The sequence below is a fragment of the Streptomyces coeruleoprunus genome (assembly GCF_039542925.1).
GTDB classification, from domain to species: domain Bacteria; phylum Actinomycetota; class Actinomycetes; order Streptomycetales; family Streptomycetaceae; genus Streptomyces; species Streptomyces coeruleoprunus.
This window is the reverse complement of the sequence record NZ_BAABIT010000001.1, coordinates 6,134,057-6,152,555: the sequence shown is the minus strand read 5'-3', so window position 1 is coordinate 6,152,555 and position 18,499 is coordinate 6,134,057. Positions and strand designations below refer to the sequence as shown.

Sequence of the window (18,499 nt, the reverse complement as noted above, 5' to 3'; positions counted from 1 at the left end):
TGACTATACGCAGCTCCGCAGTTTTATGCAATGAGCTTCCGGGAGGGAGTTGATCTCTGTGGGCGACGGGGCGTGGTGACGTCGCCGAGCGGCTACCTAAGATCACCGGCATGGCGCTGCGTCCCGTGATGGTGAACATAAAGGCTCTTGATCCCCCGGCGGTCGGCCGGTTCTGGGCGGAGGCACTCGGCTGGAGTGCCTACAGCGCCGGCGCGACCACTTACGTCGGGCCCCCCGGCGGCCTCGTCTGGCCGCACCCGGTCGCCGTCGGCATCGACATCGTTCCCGTCCCGGAACCGAAGACAGCGACGAAGAACCGTGTGCACCTCGATCTCGCCACCACCTCCGCGGCCCATCAGGCGGAGCTGGTCGCGCGCCTCCGGGCTCTCGGTGCGACGCCCGCCCACGTGGGCCAGGGCGAGGTGCCGTGGACGGTCCTCGCCGATCCGGAGGGCAACGAGTTCTGCGTGCTGGAGCCCCGGGAGGTCTACCGGGACACCGGGCCGATCGCCGCGGTGGTGGTCGACTGCGCGGATCCGCGGGCCATGGCCCGGTTCTGGGGCGAGGCGGTGGACTGGACCCTGCACGAGGTGACCGACGATCACGCGGTGCTGCGGTCCGCCAAGGGCGTCGGCCCGTATCTCGAGTTCCTCCGCACGCCCGACGTGAAGACCGTGCCGGACCGCGTCCATCTCGACCTGCTGCCGTACCCCGGCGACGACAAGGAAGCGGAGGCGGCCCGGCTGCGGGCCCTCGGCGCCACCGACCTCGACCTCGGCCAGGGCGACGTCCCGTGGACGGTCCTCGCCGACCCGGAGGGCCACGAGTTCTGCGTCCTCGCCCCGTCCTGACGCGGAGACCCGCCCGCCGCCGGGAGGTTCGCCGACGCGCGACCCGGGGCCGACGCCCCGGGTCGTACGCGGGTCTCCCCCGCGCGGGGGAGGGAGGTCGGAGCGGCGGCCGATGTGCGGCGGCGGCCGCGCGACCAGGGTGGTGCGCATGGTGAAAGTGCACACGTTGCCCCACGTCCCCCGCTGGGCCCGCATCGCCGCCGTCGGCGCCGCGCTGACCAACGTGCCGTCGGCGCTGTGGCGGGTCGCCATCGCCCTCGGCGTCCCCGTGGGACTGGCGCAGTCCGAATACGACCAGCTGGACGCCCCCGGCTGGGGCTCGCTCGTCCTGGTCGGGCTGAGCCTGGTCTCCGAGCTCTTCGCGTTCCTCACCCTGGGGCTCGTCCAGAGCTGGGGCGAGACCTGGCCGCGCTGGATCCCGTACCTGGGCGGGCGCCGGGTCCCGGTCCTGCCGGCCACCGTCGTGGCGGGCCTCGGCGCGCTGGCCACGACGGTCTTCGGCGCGCTGTTCGTCCACACGTCGCTCAACGCGGACATGGCGGCCACCCCCTGGGGCCTGTGGCTGCTCAACATCACCTACGCCCCGCTGCTCCTCTGGGGCCCGCTGCTGGGCGCGGTCACGGTGCACTACTACCGGCGCCGCACGGCGGTCGTCCCCGCACCGGCGCGGTGATCCCGCCGGGTCCGGCGCCCGGCGGACAGGCCTTACGCGTAGTAGGTGGCGTACCAGGCGGCGTACGCCTCGACCGAGAAGCCGTCGAAGCCGCCCGCCTCCTCGGCCTCGGTCAGCCGGCGCAGCGCCTCCTCGGCCTCGGTCAGCCGGCGCAGCGCCGCCTCGGCCTCCGGTGTACGGAGGGCGGCGAGGTGGGCCTTCGTCTTGGCGAGGCCCCGGCACTTCAGTCGGCCGGGGGCGGCGGCCGACCGGTACGCGGCTAGGGTCGGTCGCGTCATGTCGTGCGGACGCGTCCGCTCCCTCCGAGCCCGAAAGGCAGCGCGTGTACAGAGAACGGCTCCCCAAGACCTGGTCGGTCATCTGCGTCTGCGTCTACCTGGCGATGGTGGTCAAGCTGGGGATCGGCTCGATTCCCGAGGACACGGGACTGTGGTTGATCGTCTCCGCCTGTTTCCTCCTGGTCCTCATCCCGTGCCTCGCCGTGCCCCTCTCGAAGGCCGTCTACCACCGCATCGTCGTCGACCCCGCCCAGGGCGTCCTGCGCGTCGGCCGCGAGCGGATCGCGCTGGCGGAGATCGACCCGGCCTCCGTCCACGGTTCCCTGCAGGACGCGACGCCGGGGACGGCGCAGCGCTACGCGGCCTCCGCCGGTGCGATCGACGCGCCCGTGCCGGGACTGCGGGCGGCGGACCGCGGGGCGCCCCGGCTGGTGGGCGGCGGCTGGGGCGTGCCCATGGGCATGGACAGCGTGGTCGTCACGACGCGGAGCGGCGAAGCGCTGTCCATCGCCACGCACGACCGGACCGCCTTCCTGAACGCCCTGGCGGCGGCGGTGGCGGCGAAGGCCTAGGTCGTTTCCGGCGGGCGTTTCGGCGCCCCGCCCCTTCCCGAACCGGGGGGCTCCCCCGAGCACCCGCTCCGAAAACCGCCGGAGGGGCTCGACTCGGCGTTCAGCCGCATTCGCTCACCGGGCAGAGGGCCACGCTCCGGACGCCCGGCATCAGCTCGATCTGTCGGCGAAGGTCCTCGCGGCGGTCGGCGGGCAGATCGTCGCGGAAACCGACCTCCAGGAATTCGCCCTCGTCGGAGGCCGAACCGTACACCCAGGCCGCGCCCTGCGCGCGCAGGCGGTCCTCCTCGTCGCCGAGGCCTTCGTCGAGGACACCGGCGTCGGGGTCGAGTACCGCGCGGTAGGCGTGCGGCTCGGCGAGGGCGGGCCGCAGGTAGAAGTGCCAGCCACCGTACGCGCAGACCGCCACGACCGCCGCCGTCAGCAGCGCCCCGGCGGCGACGAGGACCCTGCCGGTGCGCGGCCGCACGGCGAGGTCGGCACCCGCCGCCAGCAGCAGGAGCACAGCCGAGGGAAGGAAGAGGAAGAGACCGAGGAGCACGAACAGGACGCCGCCGACGAGCAGCAGCGCCCCGACGCACACACATACCCGGACGAACGCGATCCGCGGGCGCACGAACAGCGGGATCGCGACGACCACCGCGACGAGCGGGAAGAGCAGAGCCACGATGCTGTCGACGGCGATCCACAGGCCCGGCAGCGTCGCGAAGAGCGCGCAGAACGCGAGGACGCGCTGCGCCGGATGCACCTTCCGACCGTTGTCCTGTGCACTTTCCATGCCCGCCCCCAGAAAAGTTGAACGCGTTCATTCGAACGCGTTCAACCTAGCGGACCGGACGGCCTCACGGCGACTCGGCCGTGAGCCGTACCGTGGCGAGGATCCTGCGGACGGTCGCCTCCGGGACCTGGTCCGGGACGCCCCTCGCGGCCAGGTAGGTCCACGACAGGATGTCGCCCTTGGGGCTCGTGAAGGCGAAGGTCGTCGCCGTGCCGTCGGTGTCGCACTTGCCGGGACCGGACGCGCCGGTCGACGAGGCGGTCGCGACGGCGCCCTTGAGGCCCGAGGCCGTGGTGTACGGCCGGACCGGCCCGACCTTCACCTTGCTCCTGTCGGGCTGGGCGTAGGCGCCGTACACCCACAGCTCCACGCTCTTGCGGGCGGCTTCCTCGGGGGTCTCGGCGTCCTTCTCGTTGCGGGAGCCCGCGGAGGCGAGCGGGGTGTCCTCGGGGTTGCCGTCCTTCTCGTCGTCCGACCGGCACCACTGCTCCTTGAGTATCGCCGGGGCGGCGAAGCCGATGAGGGGCGTGTCCTCGGGGTCCCTCTCGTCGCTGACGTAACTCACCCACGAGGCCGGCTTGCGGTCCCACTCCGGCGGGACGTCGAAGGCTATGCCCCTCTTGGCGTTGACCACGACCTTCCATCCGGGGACGACGGGCCGCGCGGCCGTGCCGGCGGCGCGGTCGTCCGGCGCGACGGACGGGGAGGACCGGGTGACCGTGGGGCCGGGGCGGGGGCCCGGCTTCTCCTTGCCGCCGAGGAGGAGGTAGCCCGTGACACCCGCCGCGGCGACGACCACGGCGGCCCCGGCCACCGCGACGACCGTCGTGGTCCTGGTCCCGGTCCCGGCGGAGCCGCGCGGCCGCGGCTGCGGAGTGCCCGCGGGGTGCGGGACGGCGCCCTCCGCGACGGTCGGCGGGTACGGCTGCTGCGCGTAGGGATGGGGCTGGCCGCCCTGGGGGGTGTGCTCGCCGTTCGGCGGCTGCTGCTGTCCTGGCCACATGGCGGTCAACCCTAGATCGTGAACCGGACCGCCGGGCGGGCGCGGCGCGCGTCGCCGCACGGCCGCGAGACCCGCCGTCCGCAGTAGGGTTCACCGTCCGAACCGACGGTTTTCCAGACTCCGCAGTACGGGAGGAAGTGTGGCCTCGTCCCCGGTGCCCGGCGTGCTCGCCCGGATGCCCGACCTCGTCCGCTCGATGCCGGCCGACCGAGGGGGCGCCCTCTGGCGGCTCGCCGAGAGCGGGCGTCAACTCGACGCGAACGTCGTACGCCTGGCGCCGGGCGCGGAGGTGGCGGAGCACGTCGAACCCGACCTCGACGTGCTCGTGTACGTGGTGAACGGCAGCGGGCGGCTCGGCACCGGCGACGACGAGCTGCCGCTGGAGGGCGGAGCCGTGGTGTGGCTGCCCCGGGGCTCGCGGCGGGCCCTGTCGGCCGGGCCGCACGGGCTCGACTACCTCACCGTGCACCGCCGCCGTCCGGGGATGTCGATCCGTCCGGCGTCGGGCGGGGAACGCGCCGATGCGGAGCGGCCGGTCGAAGAGCGATCCGTCGGAGACCGATCCGTGGGAGAGCGGTCCGTGGGAGAGCGATCCGTGGGAGAGCGATCCGTGGGAGAGCGGTCCGTCGGCGCGTGGTCGGTCGCAGAGCGTTCCGTCGAAGAGCGATCTGTCGCAGAGCAATCCGTCGCAGAGCAATCCGTCGACGAGCGGCTCAATGCCCCTTCGGGCGGGGAGCGTTCCGGTGGGGAGCCGGCCTGTCTGCTGGACCGGGTGTGCCCGGAGTGCGGGCGGCTGGCGCCGGACGAGTCCGACGTACGGTTCTGCGGGCGCTGCGGCAGCCGTCTGCCGGAACGGTGACGGCCGCCGCGAGGAGCTGAAGGGCGGCCGCCGCGAGGAGCGCGCCCGGCAGCGAGGCGAGCGCCAGCGGGCCCGCGGCCGCCGCGCCCACGGCGAAGCCGCTGATCTTGAGGCTGGCGCCGGTCGTGAAGATCTGGCCGCGCAGCCGCTCGGGGGCGTCGCGGTGGCGGATCGCGAACAGCGCGGTCAGCTGCGGGCCTTCGCCGATGCCGGCGACCACCGTGGCCGCCACGAGGAGTACGGGGTGGCCCGTCGCCGCGAGCGCGAGCGCGACGGCGAGGACCAGGGTGCTGTACCGGACGAGGGCGTCGGGGCCCATCAGGTCGGGGCGGCGGGAGAGCAGGGCGTTCGCCGCGAGGGCGGACGCCGCGAGGACCGCCAGGAGCAGCGCCCCGGCCCCGGCGCCGCCCAGGTGGCGCTCGCCCAGCAGGGGCGCGCACGCGACCAGCACGCCCTGTCCGGCGCAGGACAGCACGGACGCCGCCGTGGCCCGGGCCAACGGCCGCACCCGGGCGATGACGCGGAAACCGGCCGCCAGGTCCGCGAGCAGGCGCGCGTCGCGGGCGGCGTCGTGGACCGCGGGTGCCGTGGAGATGGACGCGGCCTCGGGCGTCCCGTGCGGGGCGGGTGCCGCGGCACGGTCCAGGGGCCGCGCCTTCGGAAGGGCCCAGGCGGAGGGCAGCGCCGCCGCCACGAGCGTCGCCGCGACGACGACGGCCGCGGGCGCGCCGTACAGCGTGGCGACCGCGCCGGCCAGGGCGGGGCCCGCGAGCCCCGCCAGGTTGAACGTCATCGCGTCCAGGGCCGTCGCCCGGGGCAGGACGGCCTTCGGGACGACGCGGGGCAGTTGGGCGGTCCAGCCGCCCGACAGGGCGGGCCCGACCAGTCCCGCGAGCACGGCGATGAGGACCGTGACGGGCAGGGGCAGCCGGCCCAGCCCCGCCAGGACGACCACGAGCGCCGCCGCGTACCCCGCGAGCGCCCAGGCCAGCAGGCGGCCCGGCCTGGGCGTACGATCCAGGAGCGCGCCGAACACCGGGCCGCCGACCGCCGCGGCCGCCGTGATGCCCGCGAGCAGCGCGGACGCGGCGGCGGCCGAACCGGTGGCCGCGAAACCCGCCAGCAGCAGCGCGGGGCCCGACATCTCGTCCCCGGTACGGGCGACGGCCGCGCCCACCGCGTAGGAGCCGATCGGGGCGGACGACGAGCGGAGCGCGTAACGCTTCTTCATGCGCGGCACGTTACGTACGTAACGCAATCATGCGCCAGATGCGTTACATTCGGCGGGTGTCCACCACCCCTCCCGCCGAGTGGTCCGCCCGGCTCTCCGTCCGCGCCACGGCCCGCCGTACGACGGCCCTGGTCAACGCCCTCACGCAGCAGGACCCCTCCCCCGAGGGGATCGCCGCCCTGCTCCTGGAGCACGGGGAGCGGGCACCGGTAGCCATGTCCGCGCGCGATGTCGCGGACATGCGGGCGGCCGCCCTGGCGCTGCGCGACGTCTTCGCCGCGCCCGACGCGGACGGCGCGGCCGCGGTGCTGAACCGGCTGCTGGCCGGGGCGCCGGGGCGCCTCCGGCTGACGTCGCACGGTGGGGACAGCCCATGGCACCCGCACCTCGACAGCTCCGACGACGCGCCGTGGGACGAGTGGCTCCTCGCCTCGTCCTGCCTGTGCCTGACGGTTCTCGTGTGGGACGCGCAGCGGCCGCCGGGCGGCGTCTGCGCATCCGTGAGCTGCGGGAACGTCTACCTCGGGCACGGCAGCGGCGTGCCGCGCCGCTACTGCTCACGGCGCTGCGCGACGCGCGAGCGCGTGGCGGCGCACCGGCGTTCACGCGCCTGACGCCGTGCGGCCGGCCGTCAGCGCTTGACCGCCCGCAGCACGACGAACTTCGGGTCGCTCGCCACGACCTCGCAGTTGCCGAACATCCGGCGCAGCGTCACGTGGTAGCCGAGGTGGCGGTTGCCGACGATCCGCAGTTCGCCGCCGCGCCGCAGGGCGCGGCGTGCCCCGCCGAACATGCGGCGGGCCGTCGCGTCGGTCAGGGCCTGGTGCGTGTGGAACGGCGGGTTGTTGAGGACCACGTCGACGGAGCCGTCCGGGACGTCCGCGAGTCCGTCCCCGACCGTGAACCGGGCCTTGGCACCGGCCGGTGCGCTCGCCCGGAAGGTCTCCTCGGCGGAGGCGACCGCCTGGTACGACTCGTCGGTGAAGATCAGTTCGGCCTCGGGGTCGGCGACGGCGACCGCCAGGCCCACCACGCCGTTTCCGCAGCCCAGGTCGACGACGCGGGAGCCGCCGAGCCCGCCGGGCAGGTGCTGGAGGAAGAAGCGCGTACCGATGTCGAGGCGGTCGGCGCAGAAGATGCCCGCGTGGTTGACCACGGTGAGGCCGCCGACGGTCGCGGCGTCCCCGGGCAGCGTGTAGCGGTGGGGCCAGGGGCTGGGCGTGCGCGGGAGGGCCGGGTCGGGGGTACTGAAGACGAGCCGGGCCTTCTTCACCGCGAGCGAGGTGCGCGTGGGGCCGATGATCCGCTCGAACAGCTTGAGCGTGGAGGTGTGGATCTCCTTGACCATGCCGGTGCCGATGACGACGGTGCCGGCGTGGACGGCGGGGGCGAGGCGGTGCAGCTGGTCCTCGAGGAGCGCCAGGCTCTTGGGGACGCGGACCAGCAGGACGTCGATCCGCTCGGGCGGCGCGTCCTGCGTGGTCAGCAGCCGCGGGGCGTCGTGGGCCGCCGGCAGCGGCGGTGCGCCGGCCGTGCCGGCTCCCGGCCGGGCGTCGGCCGTGTCGGCGCCGGCCGTGTCGGCTCCCGCCCGGGCCAGGTTGGCCTCCGTGGCCCGGTGGGTCAGGAACGAGTCGGTGATCTGGACCAGCCGGGCCGGCCCGGGTCGGCCCGCGAGCGCGGTGACGAGGGCGCCCCAGCGGTCGCCGACCACGGCCACCGTGCCCGTGAGCCCCGGGGCGTCCGGCTCCGCCAGGTGCCGCAGCAGGTACTCGTCGGCGGCGTCCCAGGCGCGCAGCGGGTCGCGTGGGTTCTCGGGGTAGCGGGTGAGTGCGTACTCGCCCCATGACGTGGTCAGACGGTTCATCGTGCCTTCAGGCTAGCCGGTGCCGGAGCCCCGTCCCTCCCCGCGCTACTGCAGGCCCAGGGCCATCCACCGGCCCGGCGCCTCCAGCGGCCGGAAGCCGACCTTCTCGTACACGCCGTGCGCGTCCTCCGTGGCGAGCATGATCCGTTTCAGCCCCAGTGGGGCGAGGTGGTCACGGACGGCCTCGACCAGGGCCGTGCCCAGGCCCTTGCCGCGCGCGGCGCGGTCGACGTAGACGTCGCAGAGCCAGGCGAAGGTCGCGCGGTCGGTGACGACGCGGGCGTACGCGACGATGTCGCCGGAAGCACCGTCGTACGCGCCGAAGTTGAGCGATCCGTCGATGGCCCGGTCCTGCCTCTCGCGGCTGCGGCCGAGCGCCCAGTACGCGTCGGTGGACAGCCAGTGGTGAATGCGGGCGCGGTCCAACCGGTCGGGGTCGGTCGAGATGGTGTACGGGCCGAAGGTGATCGTCGCGTTCATGGTCGAACGTTCGCAGGGCGGGGGCCGGTTGTCAGTGGTGGGTGCCACGATCGAGGCATGAACGCGACTGCTGCCGACTACCGCTGGCTCGACGACCACTGCCCGGAACTCATCGAGGCGTACTGCCTGACGCTGGTGCGCGCGTTGTCGCCGGCCGATGTGCTGGACCGGCTGCGGGCGCGCCGGGAGAGCACGGTGACGGGGGTCGCCGCGCTCGTGGGGGCGGCGGGCGAGGCATGGGAGGCGAACGGCGCGGAGCGGCATTTCGTCGGGGTCTGCGAGCTCGACGGCTGGGCGATGGTGGTCGAGCCGAACGGCTATCTGGGCAGCCTGGACGAGATATCGGCACCCCTGTCGAAGGGCACGGAGGTGGTCACGCACTTCCGGAACGTGAACGCGGTGGACCACTTCAGCCGGTACGTGGACGGGGAGCTGCGGCTGCACTTCGAGCCGCTGTTCCCGTACGCGCGGGACGGCGCCGACCCGGACGGCGCGGTGGCGCTGATGCGGGCGGTGGGCTTCGACCTGCGGCAGGAGGGCGGCGACATCGACGCGACGACGGAGGCGGCCTTCGCGCTCGCCGAGCGGCTCACGGGCGTGCGGCTCACGCCGGAACTGATGGACGGCGCGCGGTTCCTGTGCGGGACGGCGCCAGGGTTCTGACCCCCGGCTCTGGCCCGGGGGTCTGATCCTGGCGTGCTGGGCCGCGGGCGCGGGTCGCCGGCCCGGCGTGCCGCGCCGGGCTGGGCCGCGGGCGCGGGTCGCCGGGCGGGGCCGCGCTCGCGGTCAGGCCGGGAGCTCGTCGAAGGCCGCGCGCAGGCGCTGGACGCCCTCGGCGATCTCCGCCGGGCCCGCCACGCCCGCGAAGCTCAACCGCAGGTGACCGGCGGGCGGTTCGGCGCAGAAGTACGGGCGGCCCGGGGCGACGGCGAGGCCCTGGCGCAGGGCGGCGGCGACGAGCGCGGTCTCGTCGGCCGTGTCGGGCAGGCGGACCCAGAAGTGGAAACCACCGACGGGCCGGTGGAGCGGGGTCAGTTCGGGGAGGTGACGGGCGAGCGCGGCGGCCATGGTCTCGCGGCGGTTCCTCAACTCGGCGGCGAGGGAGCGCAGGTGACGGTTCCAGGCGGGTGAGCCGACCAGTTCGAGGGCGGCCTCCTGGAGAGGGCGGGGTACGAAGAGGTTGTCGACGACCTGGATGGCGCGCAGCCGCTCCAGCACCGGCCCGCGCGCGGCGAGCGCGCCGATCCGCAGGCTGGGCGACGTGGCCTTGGTGAGCGAGCAGAGGTGGACGACCACGCCGTCCTGGTCGTCCGCGGCGAGCGGCGCGGGCAGCGGGCCCGCGTCCTCGTGGACGAGGCGCCGTGCGAAGTCGTCCTCGACGACGAAGGCCCCGGCCTCGCGGGCGATCCGGACGACCTCGGCGCGCCGGCCGGGCGCGAGCAGGGTGCCGGTGGGGTTCTGGAACAGCGGCTGGGAGACGAGGAGGCGGGCGCCGGTCGCCCGGAAGGCGGCGGCCAGCAGATCGGGGCGTACGCCGTCCTGGTCGACCGGCACGGGGACGGGGCGCAGGCCGACGGAGCGTGCCACGGCGAGCATGCCGGGGTAGGTGGGCGACTCGACGAGGACGGGGGCGCCGGGCGGGGCGAGGGCGCGCAGGGCGGTGGTGATCGCGGACTGGCCGCCGGCGGTGACGACGACGTCGGCCGCGGTGACCGTGCCGCCGATCTCGCGGGCGAACCACTCGCGCAGCTCGGGCAGCCCGTCCGTGGGCGGCCGCCCCCAGGCCCCGGGGCGGCGGCCCGCCCTGGCCAGGGCGGCGGCGAGCGCCCGGCCGGGCTGGAGGGAGGCGTGCAGATAGCCGCCGTTGAACTCGACGACGCCGGGCGGCGGCGCGGCGAGGGTGACGAGCACCCCGGACGCGTCGACGGACCGGGGCACGGCCTCGGTGGCGGCGTCGGCACTGAGGGCGACCTCCTGCCAGGAGGTGTCGCCGGTCTGCGGGGCCGGGGTGCGGGGTTCGGCCCGGAAGGCGCCCGCGCCGGGGCGGGTGACGACCAGCCCCTCGGCGGCGAGCTGGGCGAGGGCACGGGAAACCGTGACCGGGGAGACCCGGTAGCGCTCGACCAGGGCCCGGCTCGACGGGAGCTTTCCACCGGGTGAGTAGCGGTTGAGCTCCTGCCGCAGCCTTTCGGCGAGTTCAGCGACGCTGCTACGCTCTTGCATGAGAGCACAGAATAGCGCTACCGAGTCGACGACGATAGCGGTGAACGGCCCGGACGGCGGCCGTACCGCCGCCACCCGCCCGGACGGCGGTCGCCGCAGCAGCACCGGTGGCGGTCGGCCCGCCACGCAGGGCACCGTGCTCGCGGGGCTCGGCGTCGTGGCCTTCTCGCTCACCTTCCCCTCCACGGTCTGGGGCCTGGAGAGCTTCGGCCCCTGGTCGCTCGTGGCCGTGCGCAGCGTGGTGGCGGCACTGCTGGCCGGCGCCTTCCTGCTGGCGCTGCGCGTGCCGGTGCCCGACCGGCGGCACTGGCTGGGGCTCGCCGTCGTGGCCGGCGGTGTGGTCGTCGGTTTCCCGCTGCTGACCACGCTGGCGCTGCAGACGTCCACCACCTCCCACGCCGCCGTGGTCGTCGGGCTGCTGCCGCTGACCACGGCCGCCTTCGCGGCGCTCCGCACGGGGCGGCGCCCGTCGCGCACGTTCTGGCTGGCGGCGCTCGCCGGGGCGGCGGTGGTCGCGGCGTTCACCGTGGCGCAGAGCGGGGGCGCGGTCTCGACCGGCGACCTGTACCTGTTCGGGGCGCTGCTGGTCTGCGCCGCCGGTTACACGGAGGGCGGGCGGCTGGCCGGGGTGATGCCGGGCTGGCAGGTGATCGGCTGGGCGCTGGTGCTGTGCCTGCCGCTGTCCGGCGCGGGCGCGGTCGCGGCGCTCAGCGTGGAGCCGGTGCGGCTGACCGCCCACGGCGTGGCCGGTCTGCTGTGGGTCGCGGCCGGCTCCACGTTCTTCGGCCTCTACGTCTGGTACCGGGGCATGGCGTCGATCGGTATCGCCCGGGCCAGCCAGCTCCAGCTGGCCCAGCCGTTGCTCACGCTCGTCTGGGCGGTGTTCCTGCTGGGCGAGCCGCTGTCGCCGGCGGCCCCCGTGGCGGCCGTGGCGGTGCTGGTCTGCATCGCGGTCACCCAGCGGGCGAACACCTGAGCAGGAACGCAATTGCGGACGTAGACTCCCAAATACGGAACCCCGGCGCGAGGAGGTCACTCCCGATGGAAGCAAGCGTGGGCGACAAGCTGCTGGTGCACGGCCGCAGGGTGGGCCAGCACGACCGCACCGCCGAGATCGTCGAGGTCCTCGGGGATCACGGCACTCCCCCGTACCGCGTCCGGTTCGACGACGACGGACACGAGGCGCTGATGTCCCCCGGCCCCGACGCCGTCGTGCGGCACAAGGGCCAGTTCAAGGAGAACCGCTGATCGCACGCCCCGACCGGGCCTGCGATCAGCTCCCGATCACGTACCCGGCGGGCGGGCCGGAGTCGGATAGTGATCGGCCACCACCCTGGCCATCGCGCCGATCCGGTCCGTCACCACGTCCCGCGTGCTGAAGAAGGCGTGCCCGTGCACGTGGTCGTACGCCTCGGCGAGCGTGAGGTGCCGGGACAGCTCCGCCGGGTCCTGCCAGGCGGACGGCTGGGTGGGGTCACCGGCGCGGTACAGCCCCTCCCCCACGTAGAGCTGGACGCCCGTCCCCCGCACGACGCCGTTCCACCAGGGGACCAGCTTGGCGTAGTCGGCCGCTCCGTACCCGATGTGCCAGTACAGCTGGGGCACCACGTGGTCGATCCAGCGTTGCTTGACCCATCTGCGGGTGTCGGCGTGCAGGTCGTCGTACGACTGCAGGCCCCGGGTGTCCGAGCCGAGCGGGTCGGTGGAGGCGTTGCGCCAGATGCCGAAGGGGCTGATGCCGAACCGCACGGCCGGCTTGATGTCCTTGATCCGCTCCGACATCTCGCGTACCAGCAGGTCCACGTTGTTCCGCCGCCACGCGGCCCGATTGGGGAAGCCCGCCCCGTGGGCGGCGTACGCGGCGTCGTCGTCGAAGGCCTCCCCCGCCACGGGGTACGGGTAGAAGTAGTCGTCGAAGTGCACGGCGTCGATGTCGTAGCGGCGGACCGCGTCCAGCATGGCCGTCTGCACGAACCGGCGGACCTCGGGCAGCCCGGGGTTGTAGTAGAGCCGCCCGGCGTACGTCACGGCCCAGTCGGGGTGGACCCGGGCGGGGTGCCGGGCGACGAGCCGCGAGGGATCGGCGTGGGTGGCGATCCGGTACGGGTTGAACCAGGCGTGCAGGTGCAGGCCGCGCCGGTGGGCCTCCTCGACGGCGGTGCCCAGCGGGTCCCAGCCCGGGTCCTTGCCCTGGACGCCCGTCAGCCAGTGGGACCAGGGCTCGTAGGGTGACGGCCACAGGGCGTCGGCGGTGGGCCGCACCTGGAAGAACACCGTGTTGAGGCGGCACCGGACCGCCGCGTCCAGGCGGGCGAGCAGTTCCTCCCGCTGCTCCGCGGGCGACAGTCCGGACCGGGAGGGCCAGTCGCGGTTGAGGACGGTCGCGAGCCACATGCCGCGGAACTCCTCGGTGCGCCCGCGCCGTCCGCGTCGCTCCGCGGGGGCGGGCCCGCGCTGCGGCGGCGGGGACGCGGCCACGGCCTCCCCCGCCGTCATCAGCGAGGCCACGACACCGGCCGCCCCCGCCACGAGCCCGCGCCGCCCGATGCCCGCGCGTCCGCCGTGATGGCCCTCACCGCCGCTCACCCCGCCCGCACCGCCACGTCCCGCGCCCGCACCGCCGCCTCTGGTGCGTCCACCACTCGTGCCACCCACGTCCCGTGTGTCCCTGTCGCTCATGTCTGGCCCCTCGTCGGTCGGCTCTGTCCCGTTCTCCACCGATGTCTGCCGTTCCCGCAGAGCATGCCCGGCCCGGGCCGCCGCCGATCCGTACGAACGGAGTAACGTCGTGGGGTCGAGGCGGGCGAGCCGGAACCATACGGCCGGTCCGCCACCGGAAGATCAGCGAAAGGCACGAGGTGACGGACTCAATGGCCGACATTGCACGCGTCGGAGTGGTGGGCTGCGGTCAGATGGGCGCGGGCATCGCGGAGGTGTGCGCCCGCAGCGGCCTCGAGGTCAAGGTGGCCGAGACCACGGGCGAGGCGCTGGAGATCGGCCGTACCCGGCTGTACAACTCGCTCTCCAAGGCCGCCCAGCGCGGGAAGATCAGCGAGGCGGAGCGGGACGAGGCGCTGGCCCGCCTCAGCTTCACCACGGACCTCGGCGAGTTCGCCGACCGTGACCTCGTCATCGAGGCGGTCGTCGAGAACGAGCAGGTCAAGACCGAGATCTTCCAGGTCCTGGACCAGGTGGTGACCCGGCAGGACGCCATCCTGGCGTCGAACACGTCCTCGATCCCGCTGGTGAAGCTGGCCGTGGCGACGTCCCGCCCGGACCAGGTCATCGGCATCCACTTCTTCAACCCGGCGCCCGTGCAGCAGTTGGTGGAGCTCATCCCCGCGCTCACCACCTCCGAGGGCACGATCAGCCGGGCGCAGGCCCTGGTGGAGAAGGTGCTGGGCAAGCACGCGATCCGCGCCCAGGACCGCTCGGGCTTCGTGGTGAACGCCCTGCTCATCCCGTACCTGCTCTCCGCCATTCGGATGTTCGAGTCGGGCATGGCGAGCCGCGAGGACATCGACAACGGCATGGAGATGGGCTGCGCCCACCCGATGGGCCCGCTGAAGCTGTCCGACCTGATCGGTCTCGACACGGTGGCCTCGGTCGCCGACTCGATGTACGCGGAGTACAAGGAGCCGCTGTACGCCGCTCCCCCGCTGCTCCAGCGCATGGTGGACGCGGGGCGCCTGGGCCGTAAGACCGGCTCGGGCTTCTACGTGTACTCCTGACGGCCCGGCTCTTCACACGGGGTGTGCGGGACGTGTGCGCATATGCCTTGCGCACACGGTCCCCTCGCTCCTGCGCCGGGAGTTGACTCGGACCCGACCGGTCCATCCCGACCAGGAGCGAACAGGAGCGACAGACCGTGACGACCGACCCCGATCATTTAGCGGCCGTGGAGGAGCTGGCCGAGCTGCGCCGCTGTCTCGACGTCGGCATCGCCAGGATCGACGGGCAGCTGGCACTGCTCGACCAGCGCCACGGGCAGACCGACCGTGATCAGACGGAGCTGGCCGCGCGCGTCGCGGCCCTCGAGAACACCAGGTGGCCCCTGCCGGCCGTCACCGCGCTCACCGCACTGGGCGCGCTGGCACTGACCGTCTGGCAGGCGCTGGGACGCTAGGTCCTGTCCGGCGGGCCTTCCCCCGCCCCGCCGCTTCGGCGCTGGTCCTCGAACGCCGGACGGATTGAAATCGGCCCGTCCGGCGTTCGAGGAGCGGGGGACCGTGGCGGTCGGCGGGGGCCGGAGCTCGGTGTTCCGGCCTCCGCGCGCGTCTCACCCCAGCCGCAAGTGGTGGAGCATCAGCAGACCGGCCGCCATGTTGGCGGCCGGGACCTCGCCGCGGGCGATCATGTCGGGGACGAGCTTGAGCGGTATCCACTCCCGGCGCGTGGACTCGAAGGCGTCCTCGGGCTCTCCGATGTAGGTGGCGCTGTCGGACCAGTAGAGGTGGTGGCGGGCGTCGCTGATGCCGTTGGACGGCTCGACGGTGAGCAGGTGATGCAGCGGTCCCGGGCGCCAGCCGGTCTCCTCCTCCATCTCCCGGGCGGCGGCCGCGGCGATGTCCTCGCCGTCCTCGACGACGCCCGCGGCCAGCTCCCAGCCCCAGGTGTCGGTGATGAAGCGGTGCCGCCAGAGCATCAGGACCTCGTTCGCCTCGTTGACGGCGGTGGCCACGGCGACCGGCCGCAGTCGGATGAGGAAGTGGTCGAGGTGCCGTCCGTCGGGGAGCGCGACATCCGCGAGGTTGACTTTGAACCAGCGGTTTTCATACACGGTCGCTTCGCTTAGGTTCGTCCATTGCACTGTTCTGCCACCTTCCGACGTGTAGGTGGCAATATCGCAGCAGGCAGCTCCTCACAGCGGAACGCGCAGCGCCCCGTCGATCAATTCGGCCGCCTCCTCGGCGTTGCCGCACCCGCTCGCCACCAGGTGCTCGCGCACCTCGCGCAACCGGTCGCGCAGCCGCTGCGACTCCATCCCCCGGGCCCGCTCGGCCATTTCCACCGCCGTCCGCGCGGCCCGGTCCGCCTCGCCCTGCCGCAGCTCGATCTGGCTGAGAATCGCCAGCCGGTGGACTCTCCCCCGGTCGTGCGCCGGGGTGCGCACCGCCGCCGTGGCGTGCTCCCGCGCACCCTCCAGATCACCCAGACTGAGCAGCGCCTCGGCCACCTGGACGTTCACCAGTCCCGGCTGGACGTACCCGGTCTCGTCCGGCTCGTGCCCGGGCCGGATCCGCTCCGCATCCGACTCGGCGCGCCGGATGCACCCCAACGCGCTGGCCCCGTCGCCGAGATGGGCGTACGCCTTGGCCTGCATGGCGTGCAGATCCGCGGCCAGCGCGGGCGTGATGTGCGGGCTGGCGGCCCGCAGCGCCGCCTCCGCGAACGCCACCGCCTGCCGGAACTCCCCCATGAACAGCGACTGGTTGACCAGCAGCGCGATCACATAGGCGCCGAGGCCCCGGTCCCCGCTCGCCTTCGCGAGACGCAGCGCCTGGTGGAAGTAGCGCTGGGCCAGGCCGTGCGCGTCGGAGTCGTACGCGCAGATGCCGGCCACCGCCACAAGACCCCCGGCGGCCCGGTGCAGCTGGCGGCCCAGGGCGTCGCTGTAGCCGCCGCGCAGCAGGGGCGCCGTCTCGGCGTTGAGAAACCCCACGATCCGGGCACGTGTCGCGATGCCGCCGGCCTTCCGGTACATCAGCTCGTAGTGGGCGCGGGCCGCGCGGAGCATCTGGATGTCGGACATGCTCACGCTGGTCTGCCCGGCCCGGGAGACGTCCGCGTCCTCGGGCGGGTTCTCCCACTCCCACACGGGCATCACGGCGGGCGTGCCGGTCACCGCGGGCGCGCCCAGCAGGTGCGGTCGTTGCTGTTCGTCGGAACGCCACAGCGCCGCGGCCCGCTCCACGAAGCCGGACAGCGGCGTGCCGTGCGGCACGACCGACTCGCCCGGCACGCCGAGCCCGATGTCGTCCAGCGTCACCGGGCGGCGCAGCCGCGCCCCCAGCACCTCGCAGATCAGATCCGGCACCTGGCCGCGCGGCCGCTGTCCCTTCAACCAGCGGGCCACCGCGGTGTGTTCGTACCGCAGGGCCAGGCCTCGGGCGCGTCCCGCCTGGTTGACGTGGGCGGCCAGGCCCGCGTGGGAGATCCCCGCCTCGTCGAGCAGGGCGTCGAGCAGGGTGTTGGGCTGCATGGGTGCCCCTCCGGTGCCGTGCCTCGGTGAGCCCAGCGTAGTGGAGCCGCGTTCGCACGGGGTGTGAATGGAATGCCCGTATTCGTGCCCCGCGCGCTCTCCCGCCATGCGCCTGGCGCCGGTTGACTTGATGTCCTCTCAGGAGGTGGCCGGGCCGCCGGCTCCCCCTCGTACAGTGCGGCGGCCCCAGTTCCGCGCCGTCCGCCCCGCCGATCTGCCCGACACTCCGCGGCGGGGCGGGCGGCGCCGGCCGCACCGTCCTTGCCCAGCCGCTATCGACGGGAGGGTGCGGGCCGGGTGCGGCGCAGTCCGGTCTCCGCGGACTGCGCCGGCACCCGGGCACGGTCGGCGCGCTCGGGGCGCTCGTCGCGGTCGTTGCGTACGACGAGCAGGGCCACGTCGTCGGAGAGGCGCCCGCCGGTGTGGCGCAGCAGCGCCTCGTGGACGTGCCGGACGAGGGCGGCGGGGTCTCGTCGGTGGGCCCGCAGGCTCTCGGCCAGCACGTCCTCGAGGCGGAAGAACCGCCCGGCGGTGTCGCGGGCCTCCTCGGCACCGTCGGTGTGGAGGAACAGCGCCTCACCGGGCAGCAGGCGCGGACACCGGCGCACCGGCAGGGTGCCGGGCAGCGGGAAGGTCCCCAGCGGCGGCAGCGGATCGCCCGCGGCGAGCCGCTCGGCACCCTGCCCCAGCCGATAGGGCCACGGATGGCCGCAGTTGAGGACCAGGACGTCGCCGTTGCGGCGGATGTCGAGCAGCAGGACGGTGACGAACTCCTCCGCCGGCGCGTCGTCGCCGTCACCGGCGCCCGGCGAGGGGTGGTCGTCGGTGGCGCGGTCGCGCACGTACCGCTGGAGCGCCCGGTCCAGCCGGCGCAGCACGCCGCCGAGGCCGGGTTCGTCGTGGGCGGCCTCGCGGAACGCCCCGAGCACCGCCGCGACCGCGCCGATCGCGGCCAGGCCGTGCCCGCGTACGTCGCCGATCACGAGGCGCACCCCGTGCGGCGTGACCACCGCCTCGTACAGGTCGCCGCCGACGGCCGCGCCACGGGAGGCGGAGAGCTGGCCGGCGGCGACGGACAGGCCGTCCATACGGGGCGGCAGCGGGCGCAGCAGCACCTGCTGGGTGGCCTGGGCGATGGCCCGGACCCGCTTCAGCTCCCGGGCGAGCCCCTGGCGGAGCCCGACGACGAGGCCGGTGCCCACGGTGAAGAAGACGACGCTGGTGGCGATCCGCATGGCCATGCCCTCCTGGCGGGCCAGCGGACAGGCGAGCTTCCAGGTGATGGCGGCCGCGCCCCAGACGGTGGGCAGCGCGAGGGGTACGAGGTGGCGCAGCCGGTCCCCGACGACCTGCTCACCGCGCCGCCGCAGCAGCGGCAGGGGGTTCCAGGAGCGGCTGCGGCGGGGTGCCGAGGAGCATGGTCCGCCGCGGCAGAACCTCGTACGGATCATGCGGACCGCCCTTCTCCAGGCCCCTGCTCGCGGT

Annotated in this window: 20 protein-coding genes; 9 read left to right on the top strand and 11 right to left on the bottom strand. The window is 74.2% G+C overall.

Annotation, left to right across the window (positions count from 1 at the left end; genetic code table 11):
• Positions 1-110 precede the first annotated feature (110 nt).
• Positions 111-851, top strand: coding sequence for a VOC family protein (locus ABEB09_RS27575; RefSeq protein WP_345692616.1), 741 nt, complete (start codon positions 111-113; stop codon positions 849-851).
• A gap of 148 nt (positions 852-999) precedes the next feature.
• Positions 1,000-1,524, top strand: a complete 525-nt coding sequence (locus ABEB09_RS27570; protein WP_345692615.1) for a hypothetical protein — start codon at positions 1,000-1,002, stop codon at positions 1,522-1,524.
• A gap of 32 nt (positions 1,525-1,556) precedes the next feature.
• Here ABEB09_RS27570 and ABEB09_RS27565 read toward each other — a convergent pair whose 3' ends face one another.
• The gene (locus tag ABEB09_RS27565) at positions 1,557-1,802 is read right to left on the bottom strand and encodes a hypothetical protein (RefSeq protein ID WP_345692614.1); all 246 of its coding nucleotides are present in this window, start codon (positions 1,800-1,802) and stop codon (positions 1,557-1,559) included.
• A gap of 44 nt (positions 1,803-1,846) precedes the next feature.
• On the opposite strand from ABEB09_RS27565, the gene ABEB09_RS27560 reads away from it, so the two are divergent.
• Positions 1,847-2,374 carry a hypothetical protein gene (locus ABEB09_RS27560; protein ID WP_345692613.1) on the top strand — a complete coding sequence of 176 codons (528 nt, stop codon included), beginning with the start codon at positions 1,847-1,849 and terminating at the stop codon, positions 2,372-2,374.
• A 100-nt stretch (positions 2,375-2,474) separates the two neighbouring features.
• Here ABEB09_RS27560 and ABEB09_RS27555 read toward each other — a convergent pair whose 3' ends face one another.
• The 3 genes from ABEB09_RS27555 to ABEB09_RS27540 all read right to left on the bottom strand — a co-directional run bounded on the left by ABEB09_RS27555 (position 2,475) and on the right by ABEB09_RS27540 (position 6,245).
• Positions 2,475-3,122 (bottom strand): hypothetical protein, encoded by a 648-nt coding sequence (locus ABEB09_RS27555; protein WP_345692612.1) that lies wholly within the window; start codon positions 3,120-3,122, stop codon positions 2,475-2,477.
• Between the two features lie 94 nt (positions 3,123-3,216).
• The gene (locus ABEB09_RS27550; protein ID WP_345694111.1) at positions 3,217-4,155 is read right to left on the bottom strand and encodes a DUF8017 domain-containing protein; all 939 of its coding nucleotides are present in this window, start codon (positions 4,153-4,155) and stop codon (positions 3,217-3,219) included.
• A gap of 713 nt (positions 4,156-4,868) precedes the next feature.
• The gene (locus ABEB09_RS27540; protein WP_345692611.1) at positions 4,869-6,245 is read right to left on the bottom strand and encodes an MFS transporter; all 1,377 of its coding nucleotides are present in this window, start codon (positions 6,243-6,245) and stop codon (positions 4,869-4,871) included.
• A 38-nt stretch (positions 6,246-6,283) separates the two neighbouring features.
• Here ABEB09_RS27540 and ABEB09_RS27535 point away from each other — a divergent pair, with 38 nt between their 5' ends.
• Positions 6,284-6,859, top strand: a complete 576-nt coding sequence (locus ABEB09_RS27535; protein WP_345692610.1) for a CGNR zinc finger domain-containing protein — start codon at positions 6,284-6,286, stop codon at positions 6,857-6,859.
• A 17-nt stretch (positions 6,860-6,876) separates the two neighbouring features.
• Here the strand turns inward: ABEB09_RS27535 and ABEB09_RS27530 are convergent, their stop codons facing one another.
• Together ABEB09_RS27530 and ABEB09_RS27525 are read right to left on the bottom strand one after the other, a co-directional pair.
• Complete coding sequence (locus ABEB09_RS27530) at positions 6,877-8,109, bottom strand: methyltransferase (protein ID WP_345692609.1); 1,233 nt, start codon at positions 8,107-8,109, stop codon at positions 6,877-6,879.
• Between the two features lie 45 nt (positions 8,110-8,154).
• Positions 8,155-8,589, bottom strand: a complete 435-nt coding sequence (locus ABEB09_RS27525; RefSeq protein ID WP_345692608.1) for a GNAT family N-acetyltransferase — start codon at positions 8,587-8,589, stop codon at positions 8,155-8,157.
• Positions 8,590-8,646: 57 nt separating this feature from the next.
• Here ABEB09_RS27525 and ABEB09_RS27520 point away from each other — a divergent pair, with 57 nt between their 5' ends.
• Positions 8,647-9,252, top strand: a complete 606-nt coding sequence (locus ABEB09_RS27520; RefSeq protein WP_345692607.1) for a DUF6461 domain-containing protein — start codon at positions 8,647-8,649, stop codon at positions 9,250-9,252.
• A 123-nt stretch (positions 9,253-9,375) separates the two neighbouring features.
• Here ABEB09_RS27520 and ABEB09_RS27515 read toward each other — a convergent pair whose 3' ends face one another.
• Positions 9,376-10,812, bottom strand: coding sequence for an aminotransferase-like domain-containing protein (locus ABEB09_RS27515; RefSeq protein ID WP_345692606.1), 1,437 nt, complete (start codon positions 10,810-10,812; stop codon positions 9,376-9,378).
• Here ABEB09_RS27515 and ABEB09_RS27510 point away from each other — a divergent pair.
• Complete coding sequence (locus ABEB09_RS27510) at positions 10,811-11,788, top strand: DMT family transporter (RefSeq protein ID WP_345692605.1); 978 nt, start codon at positions 10,811-10,813, stop codon at positions 11,786-11,788. The two genes, ABEB09_RS27515 and ABEB09_RS27510, sit on opposite strands and share 2 nt — an antisense overlap.
• Before the next feature lie 65 nt (positions 11,789-11,853).
• Positions 11,854-12,060, top strand: a complete 207-nt coding sequence (locus tag ABEB09_RS27505) for a DUF1918 domain-containing protein (RefSeq protein WP_345692604.1) — start codon at positions 11,854-11,856, stop codon at positions 12,058-12,060.
• 36 nt (positions 12,061-12,096) lie between these two features.
• Here the strand turns inward: ABEB09_RS27505 and ABEB09_RS27500 are convergent, their stop codons facing one another.
• Positions 12,097-13,308, bottom strand: coding sequence for a glycoside hydrolase family 10-like protein (locus ABEB09_RS27500; protein WP_345694110.1), 1,212 nt, complete (start codon positions 13,306-13,308; stop codon positions 12,097-12,099).
• Positions 13,309-13,682: 374 nt separating this feature from the next.
• On the opposite strand from ABEB09_RS27500, the gene ABEB09_RS27495 reads away from it, so the two are divergent.
• Both ABEB09_RS27495 and ABEB09_RS27490 read left to right on the top strand, forming a co-directional pair.
• Entirely contained in the window at positions 13,683-14,543 is an 861-nt protein-coding gene (locus tag ABEB09_RS27495; RefSeq protein ID WP_345692603.1) for a 3-hydroxybutyryl-CoA dehydrogenase, read from the top strand.
• A 137-nt stretch (positions 14,544-14,680) separates the two neighbouring features.
• Positions 14,681-14,938 (top strand): hypothetical protein, encoded by a 258-nt coding sequence (locus tag ABEB09_RS27490; protein ID WP_345692602.1) that lies wholly within the window; start codon positions 14,681-14,683, stop codon positions 14,936-14,938.
• Between the two features lie 153 nt (positions 14,939-15,091).
• On the opposite strand, the gene ABEB09_RS27485 is transcribed toward ABEB09_RS27490, so the two are convergent.
• The 3 genes from ABEB09_RS27485 to ABEB09_RS27475 all read right to left on the bottom strand — a co-directional run bounded on the left by ABEB09_RS27485 (position 15,092) and on the right by ABEB09_RS27475 (position 18,465).
• Positions 15,092-15,622, bottom strand: coding sequence for an NUDIX domain-containing protein (locus ABEB09_RS27485; RefSeq protein WP_345692601.1), 531 nt, complete (start codon positions 15,620-15,622; stop codon positions 15,092-15,094).
• 51 nt (positions 15,623-15,673) lie between these two features.
• A complete protein-coding gene (locus ABEB09_RS27480) occupies positions 15,674-17,014 on the bottom strand; it encodes an NsdA family TPR-like regulatory protein (RefSeq protein ID WP_345692600.1) in 1,341 nt (446 codons plus the stop codon).
• Between the two features lie 272 nt (positions 17,015-17,286).
• The gene (locus ABEB09_RS27475) at positions 17,287-18,465 is read right to left on the bottom strand and encodes a PP2C family protein-serine/threonine phosphatase (protein ID WP_345692599.1); all 1,179 of its coding nucleotides are present in this window, start codon (positions 18,463-18,465) and stop codon (positions 17,287-17,289) included.
• Between the last annotated feature and the right edge of the window lie 34 nt (positions 18,466-18,499).

Coding starts and splice junctions, on each gene's coding strand:
- ABEB09_RS27480 (WP_345692600.1), bottom strand. CDS start 17,014: ATGCAGCCCAACACCCTGCTCGACGCCCTGCTCGACGAGGCGGGGATC.
- ABEB09_RS27495 (WP_345692603.1), top strand. CDS start 13,683: ATGGCCGACATTGCACGCGTCGGAGTGGTGGGCTGCGGTCAGATGGGC.
- ABEB09_RS27540 (WP_345692611.1), bottom strand. CDS start 6,245: ATGAAGAAGCGTTACGCGCTCCGCTCGTCGTCCGCCCCGATCGGCTCC.
- ABEB09_RS27535 (WP_345692610.1), top strand. CDS start 6,284: ATGCGTTACATTCGGCGGGTGTCCACCACCCCTCCCGCCGAGTGGTCC.
- ABEB09_RS27525 (WP_345692608.1), bottom strand. CDS start 8,589: ATGAACGCGACGATCACCTTCGGCCCGTACACCATCTCGACCGACCCC.
- ABEB09_RS27475 (WP_345692599.1), bottom strand. CDS start 18,465: ATGATCCGTACGAGGTTCTGCCGCGGCGGACCATGCTCCTCGGCACCC.
- ABEB09_RS27565 (WP_345692614.1), bottom strand. CDS start 1,802: ATGACGCGACCGACCCTAGCCGCGTACCGGTCGGCCGCCGCCCCCGGC.
- ABEB09_RS27505 (WP_345692604.1), top strand. CDS start 11,854: ATGGAAGCAAGCGTGGGCGACAAGCTGCTGGTGCACGGCCGCAGGGTG.
- ABEB09_RS27500 (WP_345694110.1), bottom strand. CDS start 13,308: ATGACGGCGGGGGAGGCCGTGGCCGCGTCCCCGCCGCCGCAGCGCGGG.
- ABEB09_RS27520 (WP_345692607.1), top strand. CDS start 8,647: ATGAACGCGACTGCTGCCGACTACCGCTGGCTCGACGACCACTGCCCG.
- ABEB09_RS27515 (WP_345692606.1), bottom strand. CDS start 10,812: ATGCAAGAGCGTAGCAGCGTCGCTGAACTCGCCGAAAGGCTGCGGCAG.
- ABEB09_RS27575 (WP_345692616.1), top strand. CDS start 111: ATGGCGCTGCGTCCCGTGATGGTGAACATAAAGGCTCTTGATCCCCCG.
- ABEB09_RS27510 (WP_345692605.1), top strand. CDS start 10,811: ATGAGAGCACAGAATAGCGCTACCGAGTCGACGACGATAGCGGTGAAC.
- ABEB09_RS27570 (WP_345692615.1), top strand. CDS start 1,000: ATGGTGAAAGTGCACACGTTGCCCCACGTCCCCCGCTGGGCCCGCATC.
- ABEB09_RS27550 (WP_345694111.1), bottom strand. CDS start 4,155: ATGTGGCCAGGACAGCAGCAGCCGCCGAACGGCGAGCACACCCCCCAG.
- ABEB09_RS27530 (WP_345692609.1), bottom strand. CDS start 8,109: ATGAACCGTCTGACCACGTCATGGGGCGAGTACGCACTCACCCGCTAC.